The 21,115-nt window shown below is 74.2% G+C and carries 19 protein-coding genes; 5 read left to right on the top strand and 14 right to left on the bottom strand.

Annotation, left to right across the window (positions count from 1 at the left end; genetic code table 11):
- Nucleotides 1-74: 74 nt before the first annotated feature.
- Nucleotides 75-728: an HAD family hydrolase gene (locus tag ABGB06_RS17850; RefSeq protein ID WP_347590392.1), complete on the bottom strand. Its 654-nt coding sequence runs from the start codon at nt 726-728 to the stop codon at nt 75-77.
- Nucleotides 729-958: 230 nt separating this feature from the next.
- Nucleotides 959-1,276 (bottom strand): VOC family protein, encoded by a 318-nt coding sequence (locus tag ABGB06_RS17845; RefSeq protein WP_347590390.1) that lies wholly within the window; start codon nt 1,274-1,276, stop codon nt 959-961.
- 149 nt (nt 1,277-1,425) lie between these two features.
- On the opposite strand from ABGB06_RS17845, the gene ABGB06_RS17840 reads away from it, so the two are divergent.
- Nucleotides 1,426-2,661, top strand: a complete 1,236-nt coding sequence (locus ABGB06_RS17840) for an MFS transporter (protein ID WP_347590388.1) — start codon at nt 1,426-1,428, stop codon at nt 2,659-2,661.
- Between the two features lie 471 nt (nt 2,662-3,132).
- Entirely contained in the window at nt 3,133-3,810 is a 678-nt protein-coding gene (locus ABGB06_RS17835) for a lytic polysaccharide monooxygenase auxiliary activity family 9 protein (RefSeq protein ID WP_347590386.1), read from the top strand.
- A gap of 82 nt (nt 3,811-3,892) precedes the next feature.
- Here the strand turns inward: ABGB06_RS17835 and ABGB06_RS17830 are convergent, their stop codons facing one another.
- The 3 genes from ABGB06_RS17830 to ABGB06_RS17820 form a co-directional block, all read right to left on the bottom strand.
- The gene (locus tag ABGB06_RS17830; protein WP_347590384.1) at nt 3,893-5,344 is read right to left on the bottom strand and encodes a hypothetical protein; all 1,452 of its coding nucleotides are present in this window, start codon (nt 5,342-5,344) and stop codon (nt 3,893-3,895) included.
- An 83-nt stretch (nt 5,345-5,427) separates the two neighbouring features.
- Complete coding sequence (locus ABGB06_RS17825; RefSeq protein WP_347590382.1) at nt 5,428-5,922, bottom strand: DinB family protein; 495 nt, start codon at nt 5,920-5,922, stop codon at nt 5,428-5,430.
- On the bottom strand, nt 5,919-6,584 hold the full coding sequence (locus ABGB06_RS17820; protein ID WP_347590380.1) for a class I SAM-dependent methyltransferase: 666 nt from the start codon (nt 6,582-6,584) through the stop codon (nt 5,919-5,921). The genes ABGB06_RS17825 and ABGB06_RS17820 overlap by 4 nt, the downstream gene beginning before the upstream one ends.
- Before the next feature lie 50 nt (nt 6,585-6,634).
- Between ABGB06_RS17820 and ABGB06_RS17815 the strand changes: the two genes are divergently transcribed.
- Nucleotides 6,635-7,252, top strand: coding sequence for an XRE family transcriptional regulator (locus ABGB06_RS17815; RefSeq protein ID WP_347590378.1), 618 nt, complete (start codon nt 6,635-6,637; stop codon nt 7,250-7,252).
- A gap of 13 nt (nt 7,253-7,265) precedes the next feature.
- Here the strand turns inward: ABGB06_RS17815 and ABGB06_RS17810 are convergent, their stop codons facing one another.
- Nucleotides 7,266-7,895 carry an NAD(P)H-dependent oxidoreductase gene (locus tag ABGB06_RS17810; protein WP_347590376.1) on the bottom strand — a complete coding sequence of 210 codons (630 nt, stop codon included), beginning with the start codon at nt 7,893-7,895 and terminating at the stop codon, nt 7,266-7,268.
- A gap of 112 nt (nt 7,896-8,007) precedes the next feature.
- Between ABGB06_RS17810 and ABGB06_RS17805 the strand changes: the two genes are divergently transcribed.
- On the top strand, nt 8,008-8,844 hold the full coding sequence (locus tag ABGB06_RS17805) for a helix-turn-helix transcriptional regulator (RefSeq protein WP_347590374.1): 837 nt from the start codon (nt 8,008-8,010) through the stop codon (nt 8,842-8,844).
- Nucleotides 8,845-8,876: 32 nt separating this feature from the next.
- On the opposite strand, the gene ABGB06_RS17800 is transcribed toward ABGB06_RS17805, so the two are convergent.
- Together ABGB06_RS17800 and ABGB06_RS17795 are read right to left on the bottom strand one after the other, a co-directional pair.
- On the bottom strand, nt 8,877-10,034 hold the full coding sequence (locus ABGB06_RS17800; RefSeq protein ID WP_347590497.1) for a DUF6596 domain-containing protein: 1,158 nt from the start codon (nt 10,032-10,034) through the stop codon (nt 8,877-8,879).
- Nucleotides 10,035-10,053: 19 nt separating this feature from the next.
- Nucleotides 10,054-10,461 (bottom strand): YciI family protein, encoded by a 408-nt coding sequence (locus ABGB06_RS17795; protein WP_347590372.1) that lies wholly within the window; start codon nt 10,459-10,461, stop codon nt 10,054-10,056.
- A gap of 134 nt (nt 10,462-10,595) precedes the next feature.
- Between ABGB06_RS17795 and ABGB06_RS17790 the strand changes: the two genes are divergently transcribed.
- Entirely contained in the window at nt 10,596-13,808 is a 3,213-nt protein-coding gene (locus ABGB06_RS17790; RefSeq protein WP_347590370.1) for a BTAD domain-containing putative transcriptional regulator, read from the top strand.
- Here the strand turns inward: ABGB06_RS17790 and ABGB06_RS17785 are convergent.
- From ABGB06_RS17785 to ABGB06_RS17760, 6 genes are all read right to left on the bottom strand, one after another.
- The gene (locus ABGB06_RS17785) at nt 13,786-14,580 is read right to left on the bottom strand and encodes an ABC transporter permease (protein ID WP_347590368.1); all 795 of its coding nucleotides are present in this window, start codon (nt 14,578-14,580) and stop codon (nt 13,786-13,788) included. The genes ABGB06_RS17790 and ABGB06_RS17785 overlap by 23 nt on opposite strands.
- Entirely contained in the window at nt 14,577-15,563 is a 987-nt protein-coding gene (locus ABGB06_RS17780) for an ATP-binding cassette domain-containing protein (protein ID WP_347590366.1), read from the bottom strand. Before ABGB06_RS17780 ends, ABGB06_RS17785 begins: the two co-directional genes overlap by 4 nt.
- 134 nt (nt 15,564-15,697) lie before the next feature.
- Nucleotides 15,698-17,119, bottom strand: coding sequence for a serine/threonine-protein kinase (locus tag ABGB06_RS17775; RefSeq protein WP_347590364.1), 1,422 nt, complete (start codon nt 17,117-17,119; stop codon nt 15,698-15,700).
- Nucleotides 17,106-19,370 carry a PQQ-binding-like beta-propeller repeat protein gene (locus ABGB06_RS17770; RefSeq protein ID WP_347590362.1) on the bottom strand — a complete coding sequence of 755 codons (2,265 nt, stop codon included), beginning with the start codon at nt 19,368-19,370 and terminating at the stop codon, nt 17,106-17,108. The genes ABGB06_RS17775 and ABGB06_RS17770 overlap by 14 nt, the downstream gene beginning before the upstream one ends.
- 86 nt (nt 19,371-19,456) lie before the next feature.
- Nucleotides 19,457-20,005 (bottom strand): hypothetical protein, encoded by a 549-nt coding sequence (locus tag ABGB06_RS17765; RefSeq protein WP_347590360.1) that lies wholly within the window; start codon nt 20,003-20,005, stop codon nt 19,457-19,459.
- 88 nt (nt 20,006-20,093) lie between these two features.
- Nucleotides 20,094-20,885, bottom strand: a complete 792-nt coding sequence (locus tag ABGB06_RS17760; RefSeq protein WP_347590358.1) for a hypothetical protein — start codon at nt 20,883-20,885, stop codon at nt 20,094-20,096.
- Nucleotides 20,886-21,115 lie beyond the last annotated feature (230 nt).

Raw genomic sequence — 21,115 nt, 5'->3', positions numbered from 1 at the left:
TGTCTCTCGTGCTGAGCGCGCCTGGCGCTGGCGTAGAAACGAGCGGCGCGCGGCCCGGAGGCACGCGCCGACGTTCACCTGGAGCTAGCCGCCACGATGTCGACCAGCTCGCTCAGGCTGTTGACGCTCCACGTCGCCGTTGTCCGCACCGCGGGGTCGTCCGCCCACAGGTGGCCCCAGGGGCCGCGTCGGATGTGCGCGGTCAGTAGACCGCAGCCGGCCGCCGGGAAGACGTCGTTGGCCGGGTGGTCCCCGACGTACACCACCTCGCCCGGCTCGCTGACGGCGGTCAGGTCGACGACCTTCAGGAAGAAGTCCCGGTCTGGCTTGGTAACGCCCCATTCTCCGGACACGGCAACGGCGTCCACGGGCAGGGCGAGGGAGCGCAGCAACTCACCCGCACGAGCCGTCTGGTTCCCGGCCACCACCACCCGCACACCGACATCCCGCAGCGCGGCGAGCGCCGGCCGCACGTCCTCGTACAGGTCGGACTCGTCCAGCCGTTCGCCGCTGCCGGCCGCCTCTCGCGCCGCGTACTCCGCGGCCAGGTCGATGTCTGGGCGCAGCAGTCGGATGGCGTCCGCGTTGTCCCGGCCCCGGGCGACGACGGCGCCGACCAGGGCGGAGAGGGTGTGACGGGGGACGTCCAGCCAGTCGGCCCAGGCCGCCCAGTAGCGGTCATCGCGGGTCAGCGTCTCGCCGACGTCGAGGGCCACAGCTCTGATCACCGTGACAGCGTAGGCACGCGCCCGGCGAGGGCGGGTCCCAGGCCAGGACCCGCAACGCGCTCGCCGTCCGACGACCTGGCCCGCGGCGCGCTCAGGCCCACCGGGTACGTCAACACCGCCGCCGGACGCCGAACCCACACCGAACGCGATCAATGAGGGCGGGGGCCGCGGGATCGTGAGCACGGGCTCCTGCGGGAACGCCGGAGCCCGCGCGTGTAGCAACAGGAGGACTACTGCGACGGCGAGACCTCACCGCCGATGCCGGTCTCGTTGCCGTCGGAGTCGTGGAACACCCACTTGCACACGTTGCCGTGCTCCTCCACGTCCACCGGCTTCAGCCCTCGCTCGGCGATCCGGGCGACTTCGGAACCGGGATCGTCCACCCAGATCATGCTCACCGCACCGCCAGCACGTTTCGTGTCCTCGATGATGTACACGTACCGATCGTCGGCCAGCTGCCACACCGCCTCGATGTCGTTGGGGTAGAAGGTCGGCTCCGAGCCCAACAGCTGCTTGTACCACTCCAGCGCACTCCCGAAGTCACGCACTGCGATCCCCGCGAAGATTCCTACCGGCACGACTGACACCCACTTCCAAGATCAATTCTGACCAGGCAACTGCCTCTGCCGGAAGGCAGACTCCACCAGCCAGCAGAATTCATCGGTACGGGACGGTGGGGTCCTCTAGGTTTCTCCGCATGGGCTCATCCGTCGGACCTGAGGACCGGGCCGCCGAGGTGCGGCCGCGGCTGGTGACGCGGGCGTTGATGTTGCGCTTCGTGACGGTGGTCGGGTCGTCGGCGAGCTTCTTCCTGCTGTTGTCGGTCGTTCCGGCGTACGCGCAGGGCGTGCCGGGTCGGGGCAGTGACGCGGCGGGGCTGGTCACCGGTGCGCTGATGCTGGCCACGGTGGCCGGGGAGGTGATGGCGCCGTGGCTGGCCGCGCGCTGTGGCTACCGCCTGATGCTTGGGGTTGGGTTGGCGTTGCTGGGCGCCCCGGCGCTGGTGCTGACCGTGTCGGACAGCATGGGATGGATCGTGGCGGTGTGCCTGGTCCGCGGGCTCGGCTTCGCGTTCACGCTGGTGGCCGGTGGGGCGTTGACGGCGGCGCTGATCCCGGCCGAACGCCGCGGCGAGGGGCTGGCGCTGATCGGCATCGCGGCCGGCGTGCCGTCGCTGGTGTGCCTGCCGCTCGGGTCCTGGCTGGCCGCGCACACCGGGTACGGGCCCGTCTGCACGGCGGCGGCGCTGGCCGCGTTGGTCGCCATCGCCGCCGTGCCGGGCCTGCCGGGACGGGAGGCGGGGTCGGGGCCACCGCTGGGGATCTGGGCCGGGGCCCGTTCGGGCGCGCTCGGCCGCCCCGCGATCGTGTTCGCCGTGACGGCGGTGGGCGCGGGGATCGTCGTCACCTTCCTGCCCCTGGCCGTGGGGTCGGGCCATTCCGGCGCGGTCACCGCCGCGCTCTTCCTGCAACCGGCCGCCGCGACCGTCTCCCGCTGGTTCGCCGGCCGCCGCGCCGACCGGCGCGGCGCCGCCAGCCTGGTCATACCCGGGCTGGTCGCCTCGGCCGCCGGCATCCTCGTGCTCGCCCTCACGGGCCTCCCCGTCGCGGTCGTGGTGGGCGCGGCCGTTTTCGGGGTCGGCTTCGGCATCGCCCAGAGCGCGACCATCACGCTGATGTACGCCCGGGTCCCGGCCTCCGGGTACGGGACGGTGAGCGCGCTGTGGAACATCGCCTACGACGCGGGGATGGGCATCGGCGCGGTCGGCTTCGGCGCGGTGGCCGGCCTGACCGGCTACCCCTGGGCGTTCGTCCTGACCGCGTGCCTGATCCTGGCGGGGCTGGTGCCGGCCTGGTGGGACCGGGCGGCGACGCGCGGACAGCGTGCGCGGGGCGGGGAGGAGCGGGCGGTGGTGGCGGAGGGGCCACCGTGAGCGGTCACCGGCACCCTGCCGACTTCGTGCGCGGTGGGTCCCGTTCGGCGGGACTCTTCGCGCACGATGGGGCGTTCCGGACGACCTCGGCCGGCCGTGGCCTGCGCCGGCACCTCAACGTGGGTTCGTGCGCGGTGAGTCCCGTTTGGTGGGACTTCTCGCGCACGAGGGGGGCGATCCGGACGACCTCGGCCGGCCGTGGCCCACGGCGTCAGCGGGGGAGTGCGGCGTAGGCGGCGTCGTGGGCGATGCCGGGGTGGCGCGGCGCACGCCGCGCGACGTGGGGAAACGGGGGCAAGGTGCCTCGGTGTGAGGGACGTTCACCGCGAACCCGGGGAGCGAATCTGGTGCAGAGGGGTGTTACGGCGACGTGTCGTTGGGTAGGGTGCCCGGAGCCTTGGGAGCGCTCCCATGGGCCGGGAAACGATCCGGGACCCCCCACTGCCTTCCGGAGGACGGAGACCGCACACCATGCACGCACTCACCCCCACCCGCCGCCTGACGATTCGAGTGATCGCTCCTGTGCTGGCCGGCATCGTCGGCCTGCTCGCGCTGTTCATGAGCCCGTGGAACGACTCGGCGAGCGCCCACGGCTCCATGGTGGACCCCGCGTCCCGCGCCTACAGCTGCTGGGACCGCTGGGGCGACGACCACATGAACCCGGCCATGGAGCAGGAAGACCCCATGTGCTGGCAGGCCTTCCAGGAAAACCCGAACACCATGTGGAACTGGATGAGCCTGTTCCAGGAGAACCTGGCCGGCAACTGGCAGTCGAAGATCTCCAACGGGAACCTGTGCAGCGCCGGTGACGCCCAGAGCGGCCTGGCCAGCTCGCTCGACACCCCGGGTGAGTGGACCACGACCGACATCAGCAGCAACTTCAGCATGCACCTGTACGACACGGCCAGCCACGGCGCGGACTTCTTCGAGGTCTACGTCACCAAGCAGGGCTTCAACCCCGCGACCGACGCGCTCGGCTGGGACGACCTCGAACTGGTGGAGACGACCGGCAGCTACGCGCCGGCCCAGGACATCACCTTCGACGTCAGCGCTCCGGGTCGCAGCGGCCACCACATCGTGTACACGATCTGGCAGGCCTCGCACCTGGACCAGACCTACTTCATCTGCAGCGACGTCAACTTCACCTGAGCCCACCGGGTGACGACGTCGCATCCCGCCCGCCGGGTCCCGTCACGGGGCCCGGCGGGCTTCTTGGTGACCGAGTCCGGCCTCAGGCGTCCATCGCGGTGAGGAGGTCGGCGAGCACCGGGATCAGCGCGTCCTCCCCGTAGCCCTCGAAGCCGTTCGCGCCGTACTCGCCGCCGGTGAGGCGGATGCTGACGTAGATGTCCCCGTTCCCTACGACGTAGCCGGCGCGGACCTCGGTGCTGAAGCCGCTGCTGTACTCGCCCTCGGAACGGGAGTGGATCATGTACCCGGACTCGCCCACCGGCAGCTCGTAGAGCTCCCCGAGGATCACCTCGTCGCCTTCGAGGGCCGGGTTCTCCGGCTCGGCCATGATGGTCTGGAGGTCGCTTCCGAGGTCCTCCGTCGGGAAGAGGTTCTCCGAGGCGTCGGAGTAGTCGTACTCGTGGACCTCGACGCGGTAGTGGGGCAGCCCGTTCTCGCCGAACCGCGCGTTGTCGACGCCGAGGGAGTAGTGGCACTGCGTCAGCGCAGGACTGCTGGTACCGAAGCTGAGATCCTCGACGTCGGAGCCGAGCCCCTCGGCGAAGGAGGTCACGGCCGCGCACCGCGCCACCGGCGAGTCGCCGTCCGCCAGGCGCGGCTCGGTCAGCTCCGGCAGGTCCGGGTACTCGGCCATCTCGGCCTGGGTGATCCGGGGTTCGCCGGCCGACTCGTCGCCGCCGAGCGTCTTGACGATGTCCACGAGCTCCTGGCGGGTGAGGTCCATCGGCAGCGGTTCGTTCGGGGTGTCCTCGTCGACATGGTTGACGCTGCCGCTGAGGTAGACGAAGAAGGTGTCGTCGCCGGAGCGGAAGCCCGCGGTCGCGCTGCCCGAGGGGCCGCGGCTCCACTCGCTCTGGCTGAGGAAGCCCTCCTCCCCGGACGGGAAGTCGTACAGCTCGCTGAAGGTGAACGTCGTGTCGTCGGCCAGGTTCTCCCGGCCGTTCACGGTCGATTCCAGGTACGCGTCGTAGGCGGAGCGGGCGCCGCCGCCCCGGGTGAGCGCGACCTGGACGCTGAGGCTGAGCGAGCCGTCCTCCAACTGGGAGGTGCCGGGGGCGCCGAGGATGCAGGAGATGCCGTTGCCCTCCTCGGTGCCCAGCAGCACGTAGCCCCGGGCGGCCATGAGCTCCTCGACCGCGGCGCAGTGCGCGTCCACGCCTTCCTCGTAGCTCAGCGCCCCCGCGTCGGGGAAGGGGAGTTCGGACAGGTCGTCGTGGGTCGCCATCTCGGGCCGGTCGGGGCCCCCGCCGCCGAGGAGGACGAGCCACGCGCCCACCGCACCGGCGACCAGGACCAGCGCCGCGACGATCGCGAGGATCACCTTCGGCCGCTTCGAGCGGCCGGCCGGCGGCGGGGCGGGAGGACCGCCGTGGCGAGGGGGGTCGGACTGGGGATACGGACCTGGATACGACGGGGGCCCGGCCGCCTGCGCCTGCGGCTGGTGTTGGTTCTGGTACGGCGACGGCTGGTGCTGGGGATATGGGCTGGACATGCTTCTTCCGTGCGGGTCGCGTCCGGCCGAGCCGGACGTCGGGCGGGAGTCGCACTCTGCCGGGGCGTGCTTTCACCCCGCTTTCAACGTCCGGTGGCGCCGTCGATCCGCTCCCGCAGGATGTCCGCGTGGCCCGCGTGGCGGGCGGTCTCCTCGATCAGGTGGGCCAACGTCCACCGCCGGGACGGCGCCGGTCTGCCGCCCTTCGCCGGTCGGGGACCGGGCTCGGCGAGGTCGTCCCAGGCGGCGATCCGCTCGTTGGCCGCGGCGTTGGTCTCCCGGTAGGCGGCGAGGATGCTCTCCGCGGTGTCGCCCGGGGCGGGGTGGAAGGTGGCCGGCCAGTCCGCGACGTGCTGGCCGAGGAGCCAGTGCCGTTCCACGTGGGTGAGGTGCCGGACCAGCCCGATCAGGTTCGTCCCCGACGGCACGCCGGGGGCGCGGGCCTCGGTTTCCGGCACGCCCTCGGCCTTCGCCGCGACGGCGGCGCGCAGGTAGTCGAGGAAGCCGGCGAGCACGTCCCTCTCGCCGGGGCCGGTCGCCGGCGGCCCGGCGTCGCGCGGCCGCGGCCTCGCGCTCATCGCTGTCCCTCCGCGGCTGCCCCCGCTCGCCGGATGACCAGCACGTGGTCGACGACGGTCGCGGTCTCGCCCGCGGGCCCGGTGGCCCGCCGGCGCGGGGACTCGGCGCGTTCGATCGACCATTCCGCGGGATCGAGGGCCAGGTCCGCGGCCACCTCGTTCGGCGTCGGGTAGTGGAGGTCGGGATCCTGGTTCCAGGACCACGGCGCGGTGGAGCCGTGGTCGACGACGGCGAGCCGGCCGCCCGGGTTCAGCGACGCCGCGGCGGTCCGCAGCGCGCGGGCGCGGTCCAGGGCGAACGGCGTGTGCAGGTACTGCGCGGACACCAGGTCGAAGCGGCCGGCGGGCAGGACGAGGGGGTCCTCGGCGAGGTCGAGGCGGAGCGCCGTGACGGGCACACCGGCGTGGTCGGCATGCCGCCGCAGCGAGGCCACGGCCGCGGCGGAGATGTCGACGGCGGTCACCCGCCAGCCCCGGCCAGCGAGCCAGAGCGCGTCCCCGCCGGTTCCGCAGCCGAGGTCCAGCGCGGCGCCCGGGGGCAGCGGGTCGGCGATCTCGGCCAGTCGCGGGTTCACCCGCACCGGCGGCAGCTCGGCGGCGTGGCGGCTGTAGTGCTCGTCCCAGAAGCGGGCGGCTGGTTGCGGGGGTTGTGGCGTGTTCATGAGCACCACCCTGCGGCGGGGCGGCGGGAACCGCACGAGAACTTGCCGCCGTGGCAATATCGGGCCTCGTGGCGGAGGAGACGGACGAGGCGGACGAGACGGATCAGGTGCTGGACGCGGTCGGCCCCCGGCTGCGCGCCCTGCGGAAGCGGCGCGGGCTGACCCTGGCGGAGGTGTCGGCGGCGACCGGGACGTCGGAGAGCACCCTGTCCCGGCTGGAGAGCGGCGGACGACGCCCGACCCTGGAACTCCTGCTGCCGCTGGCCCGCCTGTACGGGGTGCCGCTGGACGAGCTGGTCGGCGCCCCGCGCACCGGCGACCCGCGGATCCACCTGCGGCCGATCCACCGCCACGGCATGACGTTCGTCCCGCTCAGCCGCCGGGCGGGCGGGGTGCAGGCGTTCAAGATGCTGATCCCCGGCCGCCCGGAACCCGCGGAGCCGACGCCGCAGAGCCACGACGGCTACGAATGGGTCTACGTGCTCAACGGCCGGCTCCGGCTGCTGGTCGGCGACCGCGACCTGGTCCTGACGGCCGGCGAGGCCGCCGAGTTCGACACGGCCCTGCCGCACTGGCTCGGCACGGCCGACGGCGGCCCCGTCGAGACCCTCGTCCTGTTCGGCCCGCAGGGCGAGCGGGCCCACGTGCGCGCCCGCCCCGCGCGGTAACGCCCGCCACGGCTCAGGCCGGATAGGGCGTGGCCTCGCGGGCCGACCGGAGCGCCGCCGCCCACCAGGCCAGCTGGTCGAGCAGCGTCTTGGCGTATCCCGCGGCGTCGGGGTCGGTCGGACGGCCGTCGTCCCATGCCGTGAAGTAGTTCGGAAACGCCAGACCGTCGCGGATGGTCACCGCGTGGAGTTCGGTCAGCACGTTCTCCAGGTGCAGCACGGCGTGCCGGCCGCCGGCCGCGCCGCCGTAGCTGACGAAGGCGACGGGCTTGGCCGTCCACTGGGTGAAGTGCCAGTCGATGGCCGCCTTCAACGAGGCGGGGTAGCTGTGGTTGTACTCCGGCGTGACCACGATGAACGCGTCCGCGCCCTCCAGGGCCGAGGTCAGCGGCGCCATCCCGGCCGGGCGGGGGTAGCCGTCGCCGGCGTACTTCGGCGAGGTCGCGGGCAGCGACAGCGGGATGTCGAGCTCGGCGAGATCGACGACCTCCACCTCGAAGCCGCCGCGGGCGCGGGCCTGGTCGGCGACCCACGAGGCCACGACCGGGCCGAACCGGCCCTCCCGGACGCTGCCGACGATGACCACCAGCTTGTGCGTGTTGCCGTGCGTCCTGCCGTGCGTGTTGCCGTGTGTGTTCTCCATGACCATCACGATCGGACGCCGCGCGTGCCGCAACCAGACCGTGCTCAGGCTGGCCCCGGCAGGGCCACCCTGAGCCCTCCGGGACGCGAACGCGGCGCCGTATGCTCGCGGCATGGGCACACCGCTGGGGGACTTCGTTCGGGTCAAGCGGGACAGCATCCAGCCGGAGTCGTTGGGGCTGCCGGTGCACGGGCGGCGCAGGTCGCCGGGTCTCCGACGCTCGGACCTGGCCGCGCGGGCCGGCATCAGCGTCGAGTACCTGACCCGCATCGAGCAGGGCAGGGACCGCAACCCCTCGGTGGCGGTGGTGAACGCGTTGGCGGATGCGCTCAGCCTGGATCCCGCGGAGCGGAAGCACCTGCGCTACCTCACGAAGATCACCGGCGGTGAGTGCGCCGCTCATCCCCGGCCGGCACCACCGCCCCGCGACGTCCGCCCCTCCGTGCTGGAGACGCTGCGCCTCCTGGAACCGGGCATCGCGCTGCTGACGAACCGGCTGGGCGACATCCTCGCCCACACCAGCGGCTACGCGTCGGTGATGGGCGACAGCGGGCTGCTCGACGCCGAGGCCCCGAACCTGACCCGCTACGTCTTCACCCACCCGCGGGCCAGGTCGTTCTTCGCCGACTGGGACGACGTCGCGGACGAACAGGCCTTCGACCTGTGGCTGGGGCCGTCCGCCGCGAGCACGGAGTGGTTCACCGCCGAGCTTGCCCCGCTCGCCGGCCCCGAGTTCACCCGCCGACTGAACGGTCACGTCCTGCCGCGGCGCGGGGTGCTCCGGCTGAGCCACCCGGCGGGGCACGAACTGCGGCTGCGCCGCGAGACGCTCGAACTCTCCTCGGACGCCCAGCACCTGGTCGTTCTCCTCCCGGCGGACGACCGGACCGCCCAGGCCGTCGACCAGCTCCGCCACCAGCCCCACGGCCGGCTCCGCGCCATCTCGTAGGCCGCCGCCGGAGGTGGCTCGGGCGGCGCGGCTCAGCCGCGCCGGTGGGCGTTGAGTCGGCCGTTGAGGCGGGCCGCCTGGCGGGTCAGGTGGTGGCGTTCGGCGAGGGTGGGTGCCTGCTCGGCCGCCTCGGCGTACAGCCGGGCCGCCGTGGCCAGATCGCCGTCGCGCTCGTGGAGGTACGCCGCCACCGCGGCGTGGCGGGGCAGCGAGTCGTCCAGCGCCGCGAGCGCCGCGAGACCGGCGCGCGGCCCGTCGGCCTCGCCGACGGCCACCGCCCGGTTGAGCCGGACCACCGGGCTGTCGGTCAGGCGCGCGAGCTCGTCGTACCACTCGACGATCTGCACCCAGTCGGTCTCCTCGGCGGTCTGCGCGTCGGCGTGCAGCGCCGCGATGGCGGCCTGGGCCTGGAACTCGCCCAGCCGGTCGCGGGCGAGGGCCGCCTGCAGGATCTCGACGCCCTCGGCGATGGACGCGGTGTCCCACCGGCCGCGGTCCTGCTCGGCGAGCGGCACCAGGCTGCCGTCGGGCGTGGTCCGGGTCGCGCGCCGGGCGTGGTGCAGCAGCATGAGGGCGAGCAGCCCCGCCACCTCGGGGTGATCGATCGCGGCCGCGAGCTGCCGGGTGAGCCGGATGGCCTCGGCGGCGAGGTCGACGTCGCCGGAGTAGCCCTCGTTGAAGACCAGGTAGAGGACGCGCAGCACGGTGGCGACGTCGCCCGGCTGGTCGAACCGGACGCCGGAGACGGTGCGCTTGGCGCGGCTGATCCGCTGCGCCATGGTCGCCTCGGGCACCAGGTAGGCCCGGGCGATCTGGCGGGTGGTCAGCCCGCCGACCGCGCGCAGCGTGAGCGCGACGGCGGACGACGGCGTCAGCGACGGGTGGGCGCACAGGAAGTAGAGCTGGAGCGTGTCGTCCGTCGCGGCGGCGGGCCCGGGCGCCGGCTCCTCCTCGACCAGGTCCTCACGCCGGCGGCGGGCGGTGTCCGCCCGGGTCGCGTCGAGGAACCTGCGCCAGGCCACGGTGACCAGCCAGCCCTTCGCGTCCCGCGGGGGGTCGGCCGGCCAGACCCGGACCGCCTCGACCAGCGCGTCCTGGACGGCGTCCTCGGCCGCCGCGAAGTCGGCTCCGCGGCGGACGAGGATCGCGAGCACACCGGGTGTGAGGCTTCGGAGTATGGCCCCATCGATCGGTGGAGTCATCGACGAGTCACTCCGTGATGGTGGGCGTCGAGCCGTAGAACGGGCGCAGCTCGAGCCACTCGTGGATCGGCTTGCCGTCGGCCCCGGGGGCGGCCGACAGCTCCCCGGCCAGCTCCAGGGCGCGCTCGTGGCTGTCGACGTCGATCACCATCCAGCCGGCGATCAGGTCCTTCGTCTCGGCGAACGGGCCGTCGGTGACCGGCGGGCGCCCCTCGCCGTCGTACCTGACCCACGTCCCCTCGGGGGCGAGCGCCTGCTCGTCGACGAACTCGCCGGTCTCCTTCAGCCGGTCCGCGAAGTCGCGCATGTACTGGATGTGCGCCGAGACCTCCTCCGGCGTCCACTGGTCCATGGGCGCGTCGTTGACCGCCGCGGGAGCGCCGCGGTAGTGCTTGAGCAGCAGGTACTTGGCCATGGTGTCTCTCCTTGGTGCTGGTGCGACCCATTGTGGTCGGCTTCACCCCGGGGACGGAGCCAGCCGCGGGTTCTCGACATCGCCGGCGGATTTTTTTCGGGCGGGTCCGGTGCGGTGCTGGTTACGCTGCACGAGTGACGACGGAGGTGGCGCTGCTGTCCCGCGTCGCCTGGCGCGGGGAGGAGATCACCGCGCCTCGGCTGCGCGGGCTGCTGGCGCTGCTCGCTGAGGAGCCGCGCGCCGGGTGCAGCACGGGCCGCCTGGTGGCCGGGCTGTGGCCGGACGAGCTGCCGGAGCGTCCCGGCAAGGCGGTGCAGGTCCTGGTGTCGCGGCTCCGGGCGCGGCTGGGTGCCGAGCTGGTGGTCAGCACGCCGACGGGGTACCGGCTGGCGCTGGACGAGACGCGGGTCGACAGCTCCGCGCTGCTGCTGCACGAGGCGGCGAGCGCCGAGCGCGCGCGGGCGGGGGACCACGCGGGCGCCCTGGCGCGGGCCGAGGCGGGCCTGGCCCTGTGGGACGGGAGCGTGGGCGCCGGCGCGGGCGAGGAGCTGCGCGATCCGGTGGTGGCGCTGCGCGTCGAGCGGGTCCGGGCGCACCGCTCGCTGGTCCGTTCCCGGGCGCTCGCGCTCAGCCGGGTGGGGCGGCGGGAGGAGGCCGCGGCACCGCTGGCCGAGCTGGTGCGGGAGGCGCCGCGGGACGAGGAGGTGCTGGCGGAGCTGCTGCGCTGCGAGGCCGTCACCGCCGGCCGGGCCGCGGCGCTGACCCGTTACGACGCCTACCGTCGCGGTCTGCGCGACGAGCTGGGGACCGACCCCGGGCCCGGGCCGCGGTCCGCGTACCAGGAGCTGCTCCGGGCGGACGCGCCGCGGGTCCGCCAGGGCGTGCTGCACGAGCCGAACCCGCTGCTGGGGCGGGACGCCGACCTCGCGGCCGTGGCGGGGATGCTGCGCGCCGCCCGGGTGGTCACCGTCGTCGGCCCCGGCGGGCTGGGCAAGACGCGCCTCGCCCACGCGGTGGGCCGGGCGGCCGAGCAGCCCGTCGTGCACGTCGTCGCCCTGGCCGGCGTCACCGCCGACGAGGACGTGGCCGGGGAGGTGGCGTCGGCCGTCGGCGCCGGGGAGGACCGGCAGTTCGCCGGCGGCAGGGACGGGGTGAGCGGCGTCCTCGCCGCCCTCGGTCCTGGTCCCGCGCTGCTGGTGCTGGACAACTGCGAGCACGTGATCGCCGGCGCGGCCGCTCTGGTCCAGGCGTTGGTGGCGCGGTCGAGGGAGCTGCGGGTGCTGGCCACCAGCCGGGCCCCGCTGGGCCTGACCTCGGAGTCGGTGTACGACCTGCCCGAACTGTCCCCGGCGACCTCGGCCGAGCTCTTCGGGCAACGGGCGCGGGCCGCCCGGCCGGACGTGGCACTGCCCGCCGAGGGGGTGGCGGAGATCTGCCGCCATCTGGACGGGCTGCCGCTGGCCGTCGAACTGGCCGCGGCCCGGGTGCGGGTGCTCTCCGTCACCGACATCGCGCGCCGGCTGGGGGACCGCTTCGCGCTGCTGCGCGGCACCGCCCGGGACGTACCCGAGCGGCACCGCACGCTGCGGGCCGTGGTCGACTGGAGCTGGAACCTGCTGGCGGCCGACGGCAGGGCGGCGCTGCGGGCGCTGGCGGTGTTCCCCGGCGGCTTCACCGAGGACGCGGCGCGACGAGTGCTCGACGGCGACGATGGCGACGATGGCGGCGGCGGCGACGGGGACGGAAACGGCAACGGCGGCGACGCGCTGGCCCTGCTGGAACAGCTCGTCGGCCAGTCCCTCCTCAAGGTGGCCGACACCCCCTCGGGGGTGCGCTTCCACATGCTGGAGACGCTGCGGGAGTTCGGCACCGCCCGGCGCGCCGAGGCCGGCGAGGAGGAGGCGGTCGTCCACCGGTTCCTGTGCTGGGCGCGGGACTTCGGCCAGGCCCACCACGACGTGCTGTTCCGCGGCGATCCGCTGCCCTCCTGGACGCGCATCAGGGCCGAACAGGACAACCTCGTCCTGGCCCTGCGGTACGCGCTGGACCGGGCCGACGGGTCCGCCACCGCGGCGTTGACCGCCGTGCTGTCCTCCCTGTGGGCGACCGACACCAACTATCCCCGGCTCGCCGCGCTCGCCGCCGAGACCGGCGGGCCGCTGTCCCGCTTCCGTCCGGGACCGGAGAATCCCCGGGACCTGGAAGCCGCCCGCAGCGCCGCGGCCGTGTGCGCGGGCAGCCTGTTCATGGGGTACGGCGCCCACGCCGTGCGCCAGCTGGTCACGCTGCGCCGGCTGCCGCCCGCCCCGCCGGACACCGTGCTGAGGGCGCTGGCCGTGGTGCTGTGCGCCGTTCCGGACATGCATCCGCCCGGCTACGCGCGGCTGGGGGAGCTGTGCGACGCCGAGGAGCCGATGCTGGCGTGCGTCGCGGCGTGCGTCGCCAGTTACGTGTGGGACGCCGAGCACGAGCCCGAGCGCGCGCTGGAGTGCGCCCGCCGGATGATCGACGTGCTGGAGCCGCTCGACAGTCCGGCCCTGCGGTTGCTCAGTCACGGGCGGATCAGCGAACTGTGCCTGGAGTCCGAGCGCGGCGCGGAGGCCTACGGCCATCTGCGCGCCGCGCTGGAGGTCCTCGGGGAGTTCGGCGACTGGTCGGAGCCGGTCGGCGTCCGCTGGGGGCTGGTGCTCGCCTGCCTGCAGCGCGGGGAGGTGGACGAGGCGGAGTACTGGCTGGGGCTCGCGGCCTCGAACCAGTCGCCGGAGTACGCCCAGCTCTACGCCCCCGATCTGCCGGCCCGGGCGGAGATCGCGCTGGCCCGGGGACTGACCGAGGTCGGGCTCGGGCTGTGGCGCCGGGCGGTGGAGCGGCTCCGGGAGGACAGCCGGTCGCACGACGCCGACCCGTTCGTGGATCCGTGGTCGCTGCAGGTGCGGTCGGCGGCGCTGGCCGCGCACGCGCGGCACGGCCGGCTGCAATCCGCGGCGGACCTGGCCGAGCAGCTGCGGGAACGGCTGCTCGGGATGCTCTCCCGCGTCGCGGGGGGTGCGGGGGCCGCGAGGGAGCGGGCTCCGGTGGAACTGCCGGTGTACGGCACGGTCCTGCTGGCGCTCGGATGGGCGGGACTGGCCGGGGGCGAGCCGGCGGGCGTCCGGCTGGTGGCGCTGGCGGAACGGATGCCGGTGGTACGGGAGTTCCCCTCGCTGTCCCTGGTGCGGGCCCGGCGGGCGGCCGAGAACGCCGACCGGGCGGCGTACGCCGCGGCGCGGTCGACGTACGCCTCCCTGGGGCGGGAGGACCTGCGGGCCGCGGCGCTGCGCGAGCTCACCGGCGCGGCTCGCGACTGAACCGCGACCGGGACCACCAGTAGCCCAGCACGGTCAGCCCCAGGCACCAGACGACGGTCAGCACCGCGTTCCCGGCGCCGATCTCGCTGCCGAGCAGCAGCCCGCGCAGAGTCTCGATGGCGGGCGTGAACGGCTGGTACTCGGCGAACCAGCGGAACCAGTTCGGCATGGCGTCCACCGGCACGAACGCGCTGGACAGGAACGGCAGCATGATCAGCGGCACCGCGGCGTTGCTGGCCCCCTCGGGGTTGGGACTCACCAGGCCGACGCCGACCGCGACCCAGGTCAGCGCGACGCTGACCAGCGTCAGCAGCGCGGCCGCCGCGACCCACTCCACCGGCGTCGCCCCGGGCCGGAAGCCGATCGCCAGGCCGATGCCCAGCACCAGCAGCAGCGAGGCCAGCGTCTGGAGCACGCTGCCGGCCACGTGGCCGATCAGCACGGAGGCGCGGTGGATCGCCATGGTGCGGAACCGGGCGATGATGCCCTCGGTCATGTCGGTGGCCACCGAGACGGCGGTGCCGAGCGCGGTCCCGCCCACGGTCATGAGAAGGATTCCGGGGACCAGATAGGCGACGTAGTCCGCGCGGTCCGCTGGGCCGCCGTCGATGCCGGCGCTCATCACGTCGCCGAAGACGTAGACGAAGAGCAGCAGCAGGATGACCGGGGTGAGGAGGACGTTCAGGGTGAGGGAGGGGTAGCGGCGGGCGTGCAGGAGGGTGCGCCGCAGCATGGTGAGGTTGTCGCGGAGGGCGTGGCCGGCGGCGCTCATCGGATGGTCTCCCCGGGCTGGTTGGGCTGGTTGGGCTGGTTGGTCTGGTGGCCGCTGGCGGTCAGGGCGAAGAACACGTCGTCGAGGTCGGGGGTGTGCACGGTCAGCTCGTCGGCCTCGACGCTCTCGGCGTCGAGCCAGTCGAGGATGGCGCGCAGTTCGCGTTGGCTGCCGTCGGAGGGGATCTGGAGGGTCAGGGCCTGGTCGTCCCGAGTGGCTTCGGTCAGGGCGGAGGCGGCGGACTGGTACGCGGCCGGGTCGGCGAAGCGGAGTCGCACGTGTCCGCCGGGGATCAGCCGCTTGAGTTCCTCTGCCGTGCCCTCGGCGGCGATCCTGCCGTCGTGGAGCACCGCGATGCGGTCGGCGAGTTCGTCGGCCTCGTCCAGGTACTGCGTGGTCAGGAAGACGGTGGTGCCGCCGGAGACGAGTTCGCGGATGATGCCCCACATGGTGTGGCGGCTGCGCGGGTCCAGGCCCGTCGTCGGCTCGTCGAGGAAGATGATCCGCGGGTTGCCGACCAGCGTCATCGCGATGTCCAGCCGCCGCTTCATGCCGCCGGAGTAGGTGGCGGCGGGCTTCCTCGCGGCGTCCACGAGATCGAAGCGCTCCAGCAGTTCGGCGGTCACCCGCCGGCCCTCGCCGCGCGGCAGGTGGTGGAGGTCGGCCATCAGCAGCATGTTCTCCTCGCCGGTGATCAGGCCGTCCACCGCCGAGAACTGCCCGGTCACCCCGATCGCGGCCCGCACCGCCTGGGCCTCGGCGACCAGATCGTGCCCGCCGATCCGTGCCCGCCCGCCGTCGGCGGAGATCAGGGTGGAGAGGATCTTCACGACGGTCGTCTTGCCGGCGCCGTTCGGCCCGAGCAGCGAGAAGACCGTGCCGGCGGGCACCTGGATGTCGATGCCGTCGAGGACGAGCGTGTCCCCGTAGGACTTCCGCAGTCCGGTCGCGGCGATCGCGGGTTCGTGATGCGTCGTCGTCATGCCGCAGAGCGTGCGCCCGAGGCGGTTCAGCACGGCCTCAGACCGGTTTCAGCCGCTCCCGACCGGCTCGGTGGCGTTGAAACCCGGGTCCCCGTGGACCGTCGGACGCGGACCGGCCGGGCGGGAGCGCGGGCTCAGACGGTGCCGTCGGCCTCGAACGGCTCGACGTCGATCTCCGTCCCCCAGCCGCGTTCGAAGCCGTCCACGAGGACGTGGTAGTCGACCGACCGGGCGTCCGTGAAGCGGCCCCTGAGCCGCCATGCGGTCTCCTCCGGACGCGGAGGGATGTCGACGGTGGCGCGCCAGGGGAGGGCGGCGTCCCGCACCGTCGTGGACTCGCCGTTCACGGTGTAGGTGAGGGAGGTGATCCCGCCGTCGCCGAGCAGGACGAACTCGAGCTCGCGGGACTCCGCGGCCGGTGACGAGGTCGACGAGCTCGTCGGGGTCGACGGGGTCGACGGGGTCGACGGGGTCGACGGGGTCGACGGGGTCGACGGGGTCGTCGAGGTCGACGTGGACGAAGGGGCCGACGAGGACGCGGGGGACTGCCGCGGCGAGTCCGCGGGGTCGGGCTCCGGCTCCGACCCGGGGCCGTCCGCGAGCAGGGTGCGGCCGGTGACGACGCCGACCACGCCCGCCGCCGCGGCGCAGGACGCGAGCAGCAGGCGTCGCCTCCCTGGTGCCGTCGGGGAACGCCGGGGCGGGGGCGGGTGGTCGGCCTCGTTGAGCCGCGCGGCGATCGCCGCCGTCACCGGCGTCGGCAGCCAGGCCGTCTCCGGGCCCGCGTCCGGCTCCGCCGCGTCCCACGTCTCCAGGGCGCGGCCGATCCGTTCGGCGAGCCGCGGCAACGTGGGCCGGGCGGCGGGCTGGCGGTGCCGGCAGTCCGCGATCAGCGCGTCGAGCTCCGCGTCCGCCGGCGTTTCGGCCGGCCCGTCGTCCGGCTCCGCGCCGCGGGCGAAATCCAGCGTCGCGCCCAGCGCGTACACGTCGCTCGGCGGCCCGACCTCGGCGCCCGCCACCTGTTCCGGTGCCATGAACCCCAACGAGCCGGCGCGTTCGGCCGGCCGCGCCCTGGTGGCGATGCCGAAGTCGATCACCCGCGGCCCGTCGTGCGTCAGCAGCACGTTGGCCGGTTTGACGTCGAGGTGCACGAGCCCGGTGCGGTGGATGGCGGCCAGCGCCTCCGTGAGCCCGGCGGCCAGTCGCCAGACGGCGTCCGTGGGCAGCGGGCCGAACCGGGCCACCGACTCGTGCAGCGACACCGCGGGCAGGAACTCGGTGGCCAGCCACGGCACCCTGGCGTCGGGATCCGCGGCGAGCACGGCCGGGCTGTGCGTTCCCCCGGCCGCCTCGGTGGCCGCCACCTCGTGCCGGAACCGTTCGCGGGGCCGCGGCTCGCGGGCCAGGTCGGCGTGCATCACCTTGACCGCCGCCAGCCGGCCGCCCCGGGAGCGCCCCAGGTAGACGACGGCCATGCCGCCGGAGCCGATGCGCGCCAGGATCCGGTACCGGCGGCCGACGAAACGCGGGTCGCGCCCCGCCTCACACGGTTCCACGCGAGGCTCCGTCCGAGTCCGAGTCCGAGTCCGAGTCCGGCGGCGCGAGGGCGGTCAGGTGTCCGTCCTGGGTGCTGACGAACGCCAGGCCCGCGGTCGCCGTCACCTTGGCGGAGGGGTCGCCCGTCGGGTAGGTCCACAGCACGCGGCCGTCGGCCGGATCCAGGGCGCGGACTACGCCGTCCGTCCCCGCGATGTACAGCGTGCTCAGGCCGTCCGGACCGTCCGCGAGGACGAGCCGGTGGGATTCGGCGTAGTCCGCGCCCTCGCCGTTGCCCAGCTGGCGCGACCAGAGGGGCTCGCCCGAGTCGGGCGCCAGCGCGACCACCTCGCCCCCGACCTCGGCCAGGTAGAGCACACCGTGGTGCAGCCTGATGCCGGCGCCGAGCGTGCTCAACTGCATGCCCCACGCGGGCGCCCCGTCCCCGGCACGGAAGGCGTAGAGCGCCCCGGCGCGAAGGCTGCTCGCGATGACCACACCGTCCGCGACCAGCGGGTTGATCAGCTCCGCCGGGTGCCGCCAGCGGATCCGTCCCGAACCGGCGTCCAGGGCGGTCAGCGCCTCCGTGCCGGCCGCCGCCACGAAGCCGTGGCCGGCCGCCAGCCCGCGGTCGGCCTCGACCTCGGCGGACCAGCGGGTGCCGCCGTCGGCCGGATCGAACGCCCTGATCAGTTTGGTGACGGTGGTGTCGCCGAACGGCGGGACGACGTAGCCGTGACAGAAGACCGTGGCGGAGGTGACGGCCGCCTGCGTCAGGAACACGAAGTCCGAGGACCCGGACGTCCACCGCGGGGTGCCCGAGGGGGTGGCGAGGGCGACCAACGTGCTGGAGCCGGTGCCCCCGTCGAGGAAGACCGCGTCGGTGCTGGCGGCCAGGCACGCTGAGTCGGGCCGCGTCCACAGCCTCGTGCCGGTGCGCGGATCCAGGGCGAGGGTGCGGTCGTCGTGGTCGGAGGTCGCGACGACCGCGCCGTCCGCCGTGTGGAGCCGCACGTAGTAGTCGCCCACCCTGGCCCGCCACCGCCGCGTGCCCTCGGGCGGTGGCGGCGGGTCGGTCGGCGGCGCCTGGGAGCGTCCGGTCGGGGTCTCGTCGTCCGGCGGAGCCGTGTCGTCGCTGCCCCAGGCCAGCGTGGCCGCCGCGATGCCCACGGCGGTGACGGGGACGGCGGCGGCCAGGGCCCGCAGGACCCCGCGGCGGCGCGGAGCGGTCGGGGGCGGCGGAGCTGGCGGCGCGTCACACGAGGGCTGGAGGGAGGGGGTGGGTGCCGAGGGCGCGGGCTCGTCCGTCTCCGCCGCCGCGATCCCAGCCGCCGGAACCTCCGCCCCCTCGCCCTCGGCGGCGCCCGCGCCCCGTTCGGCCTCCCGGGGCCGCGGCGGCCGGGCGGAGCGGTGTTCGATCTCCGTCGCGAGCGCGGCCGGCAGCCAGCGGGTGCCGTGCACCGAGGCGCTCGGCTCGCCGAGCCGCCGCAGCAGCGCGGCCGCGGTCGGCCGCCGTGCCGGATCCCGCCGCAGGCACGCGGCGATGGCGGCGCGCAGCGCGCGGTCCGTCACCCCGCCGAGGTCCACCCGGGCCCGCTCGACGAGGTCCAGGGTCTCCGCCGTGTCGGGCGCGTCGAACGGCCGCCGCCCCGTCGCGGCGAAGGCCAGCACCGCGCCCAGCGCGAAGACGTCGGCGGGGGGCCCGGCGCGCCTGCCCAACGCCTGTTCGGGAGACATGAAGCCCGGGGTGCCGATGAGGCTGCCCGGCTGGGTGACCGTGGGGGAGTCCTCGGGGCGGGCGATGCCGAAGTCGATGACGCGGGGTCCTTCGGGGGTGAGCAGCACGTTGCCCGGCTTCAGGTCGCGGTGCACGAGCTGGGCCCGGTGGATGTCGGCGAGCGCCTCGGCCAGGGCCGCGGCCAGCAGCCGCACCGCGTCCGCGGGCAGCGCGCCGAAGCGCGTGACCGCCTCGTGCAGCGTCGGTCCCGGCAGGTAGCGGGTGGCCAGCCACGGCGCCTCCGCGTCCGGGTCGGCGTCGAGCAGCGGGGCGGTGAAGGCGCCGGTCACCCGGCGGGCGGCCGCCACCTCGCGCCGGAACCGGGCGCGGTAGCTGGGGCGGAGCGCGAAGCGCGGCCGCACCACCTTGACCGCGACCAGCCGGCCTCCCGGCGAACGCGCCAGGTAGACGATGCCCATGCCGCCCGAGCCCAGCCGGCGCACCAGCCGGTAGTCGCCCAGGCGTCGCGGATCACCTCGCTGTAAGTCCCCCACGGCCGACGGCCCTCCTCCCCGGGACCTCACTTCGGTCGCACGACTGTAGCGGCGCCGCGGGTGGCGCCGCCCCGCCCGACGGGCCGTCAGTCCACGGGCCGGAAGCGCAGCACCGCGGCACCGTCGACGATGCCGGCGACCTCCACGCTCAGCCCGTTGACCACGGCCTCGTGGCCGGCGGGGCAGCTGATGTCGACGTGGCCGGGGCCGTAGTCCGAGGACGTGGTGACGCCGAACGAGCAGACGCCCTGCGGGGAGTCGGTGGACATGCTCGTCCCGGTCAGCAGCGCCGTCATCGAGATGCGGTCCTCCTCGATGGAGGTCACCTCCAGCGAGCCGACGCCGATGCGCTCCGGGACCAGCACGACGATCGGCCCTGTGACCCGGACCTCGCACGTGCCGTCCGCGCACGCCTGGGTGTTCTCGCCGTCCGCCGGCTCCGGCAGCGTCGGGGACGGGGACGGGGATGGAGACGCCGAGGCGGTGGGCCGGTCGGAGGCCGCGTCGTCGGACGGTTCGGAGGAGTCCTCCGACGAGCCCGAGGAACACGACGCGAGCACGGCCGTCAGGGCCGCGCACACCAGGACCCGGGGGAGTGCGCCGAGCCACGGCGGTAACTGACTTCTGCGGATCATGCGTGCCATCCAACCGACCCGGAGTGGGACCGGTCCCGACATCGGGTCCCGGCCACCCCTTCGGGGGACCGGGACCCGCGAGCCGCGTTCAGTCTCCGAGCAGGTCCAGGTCCGACTTCTCGATGGACGCGGTGAGCAGCAGGTCGGTGATGAGGTTGTGGTTGAGCGCGTTGCCCACCGGGGGCGGCACCTCCTCCATCACGAGTCCGGGAACGCCGTCCCTGCCGCTGAGCCGCCTGCGCACCTTGGCGACGACGAAGGCGGCCCGCTTCTCGTTCCACGGCGCCGGCGGGTGGAGCGCGTTGAGCGCCTCCGCGACCTCGGCCCAGGTCAGGGGCTGCGGGCGCGGCTCGTTGCGCAGGTAGCGTTGGGCGAGGCAGACGAGCACCAGCTTCTCGGTGTCGCTCAGCTCACGCTCCTCGCCGAAGGTCGTCTCCTCGTGCACCGCGGGCCACTGACCCCGCTCGTCCGGTGCCACGGGCCCGGTGACGCGGATCTCCAGGAGGTGCTCCTGCCGGGGCGACACGATGAACAGCGGGGTGTACCCGTCCGGCAGTTCGGCCTGGTCACCGCCGTGCACCAGCCGCGAGTCCGGGAAACGGATCGGCCGCCTGCCGGTGTTGGTCAGCATCCAGCGCGCGTAGTCGCGCGTGATCAGCCCGTGCCGTCGGCTGACGTTGCGGTCGTCCCCGCCGACGCACACGTGCACGTCCAGCTCGTTCCGGCCGAAGAACAGGGGGAAGTCGGCGTCGGGCGCGACACTCACGCCGTTCGATCCCAGCACGAAGAGCCTGCCCGCCTCGTGCGGGGACCCCGACGGGGGAAGTCCATGGCTGAGGCTGCCGATACCCTCGGGCAGGAAGTGGACCTTGCTCGCCATGACGCGTTCCCCTCTTCTCGGCGGACGGCGGTTCACGTTAGCCGTCGGGGCTTGGGAGGGGACCCACGACGGCGTCTCCGCGGTGGTCACCGGCCGGTGAGCGTCACCCGTTCGTGTGAGCGGTGGAAAGTATGCGCCTAACTCTTTCGGGTGATACGTGAGGCGCGCCTCGCCCCCGCGCCGGCCCTCTGCTTCCTGGATCGTTCCGTTCCGACCCGCCGCCCGGCGCG

The organism is Streptomyces sp. B6B3 (assembly GCF_039871525.1).
Lineage (GTDB): Bacteria > Actinomycetota > Actinomycetes > Streptomycetales > Streptomycetaceae > Streptomyces.
Note: the sequence above shows the minus strand (reverse complement) of the source record. Positions and strands in the feature narration are given on the sequence as shown.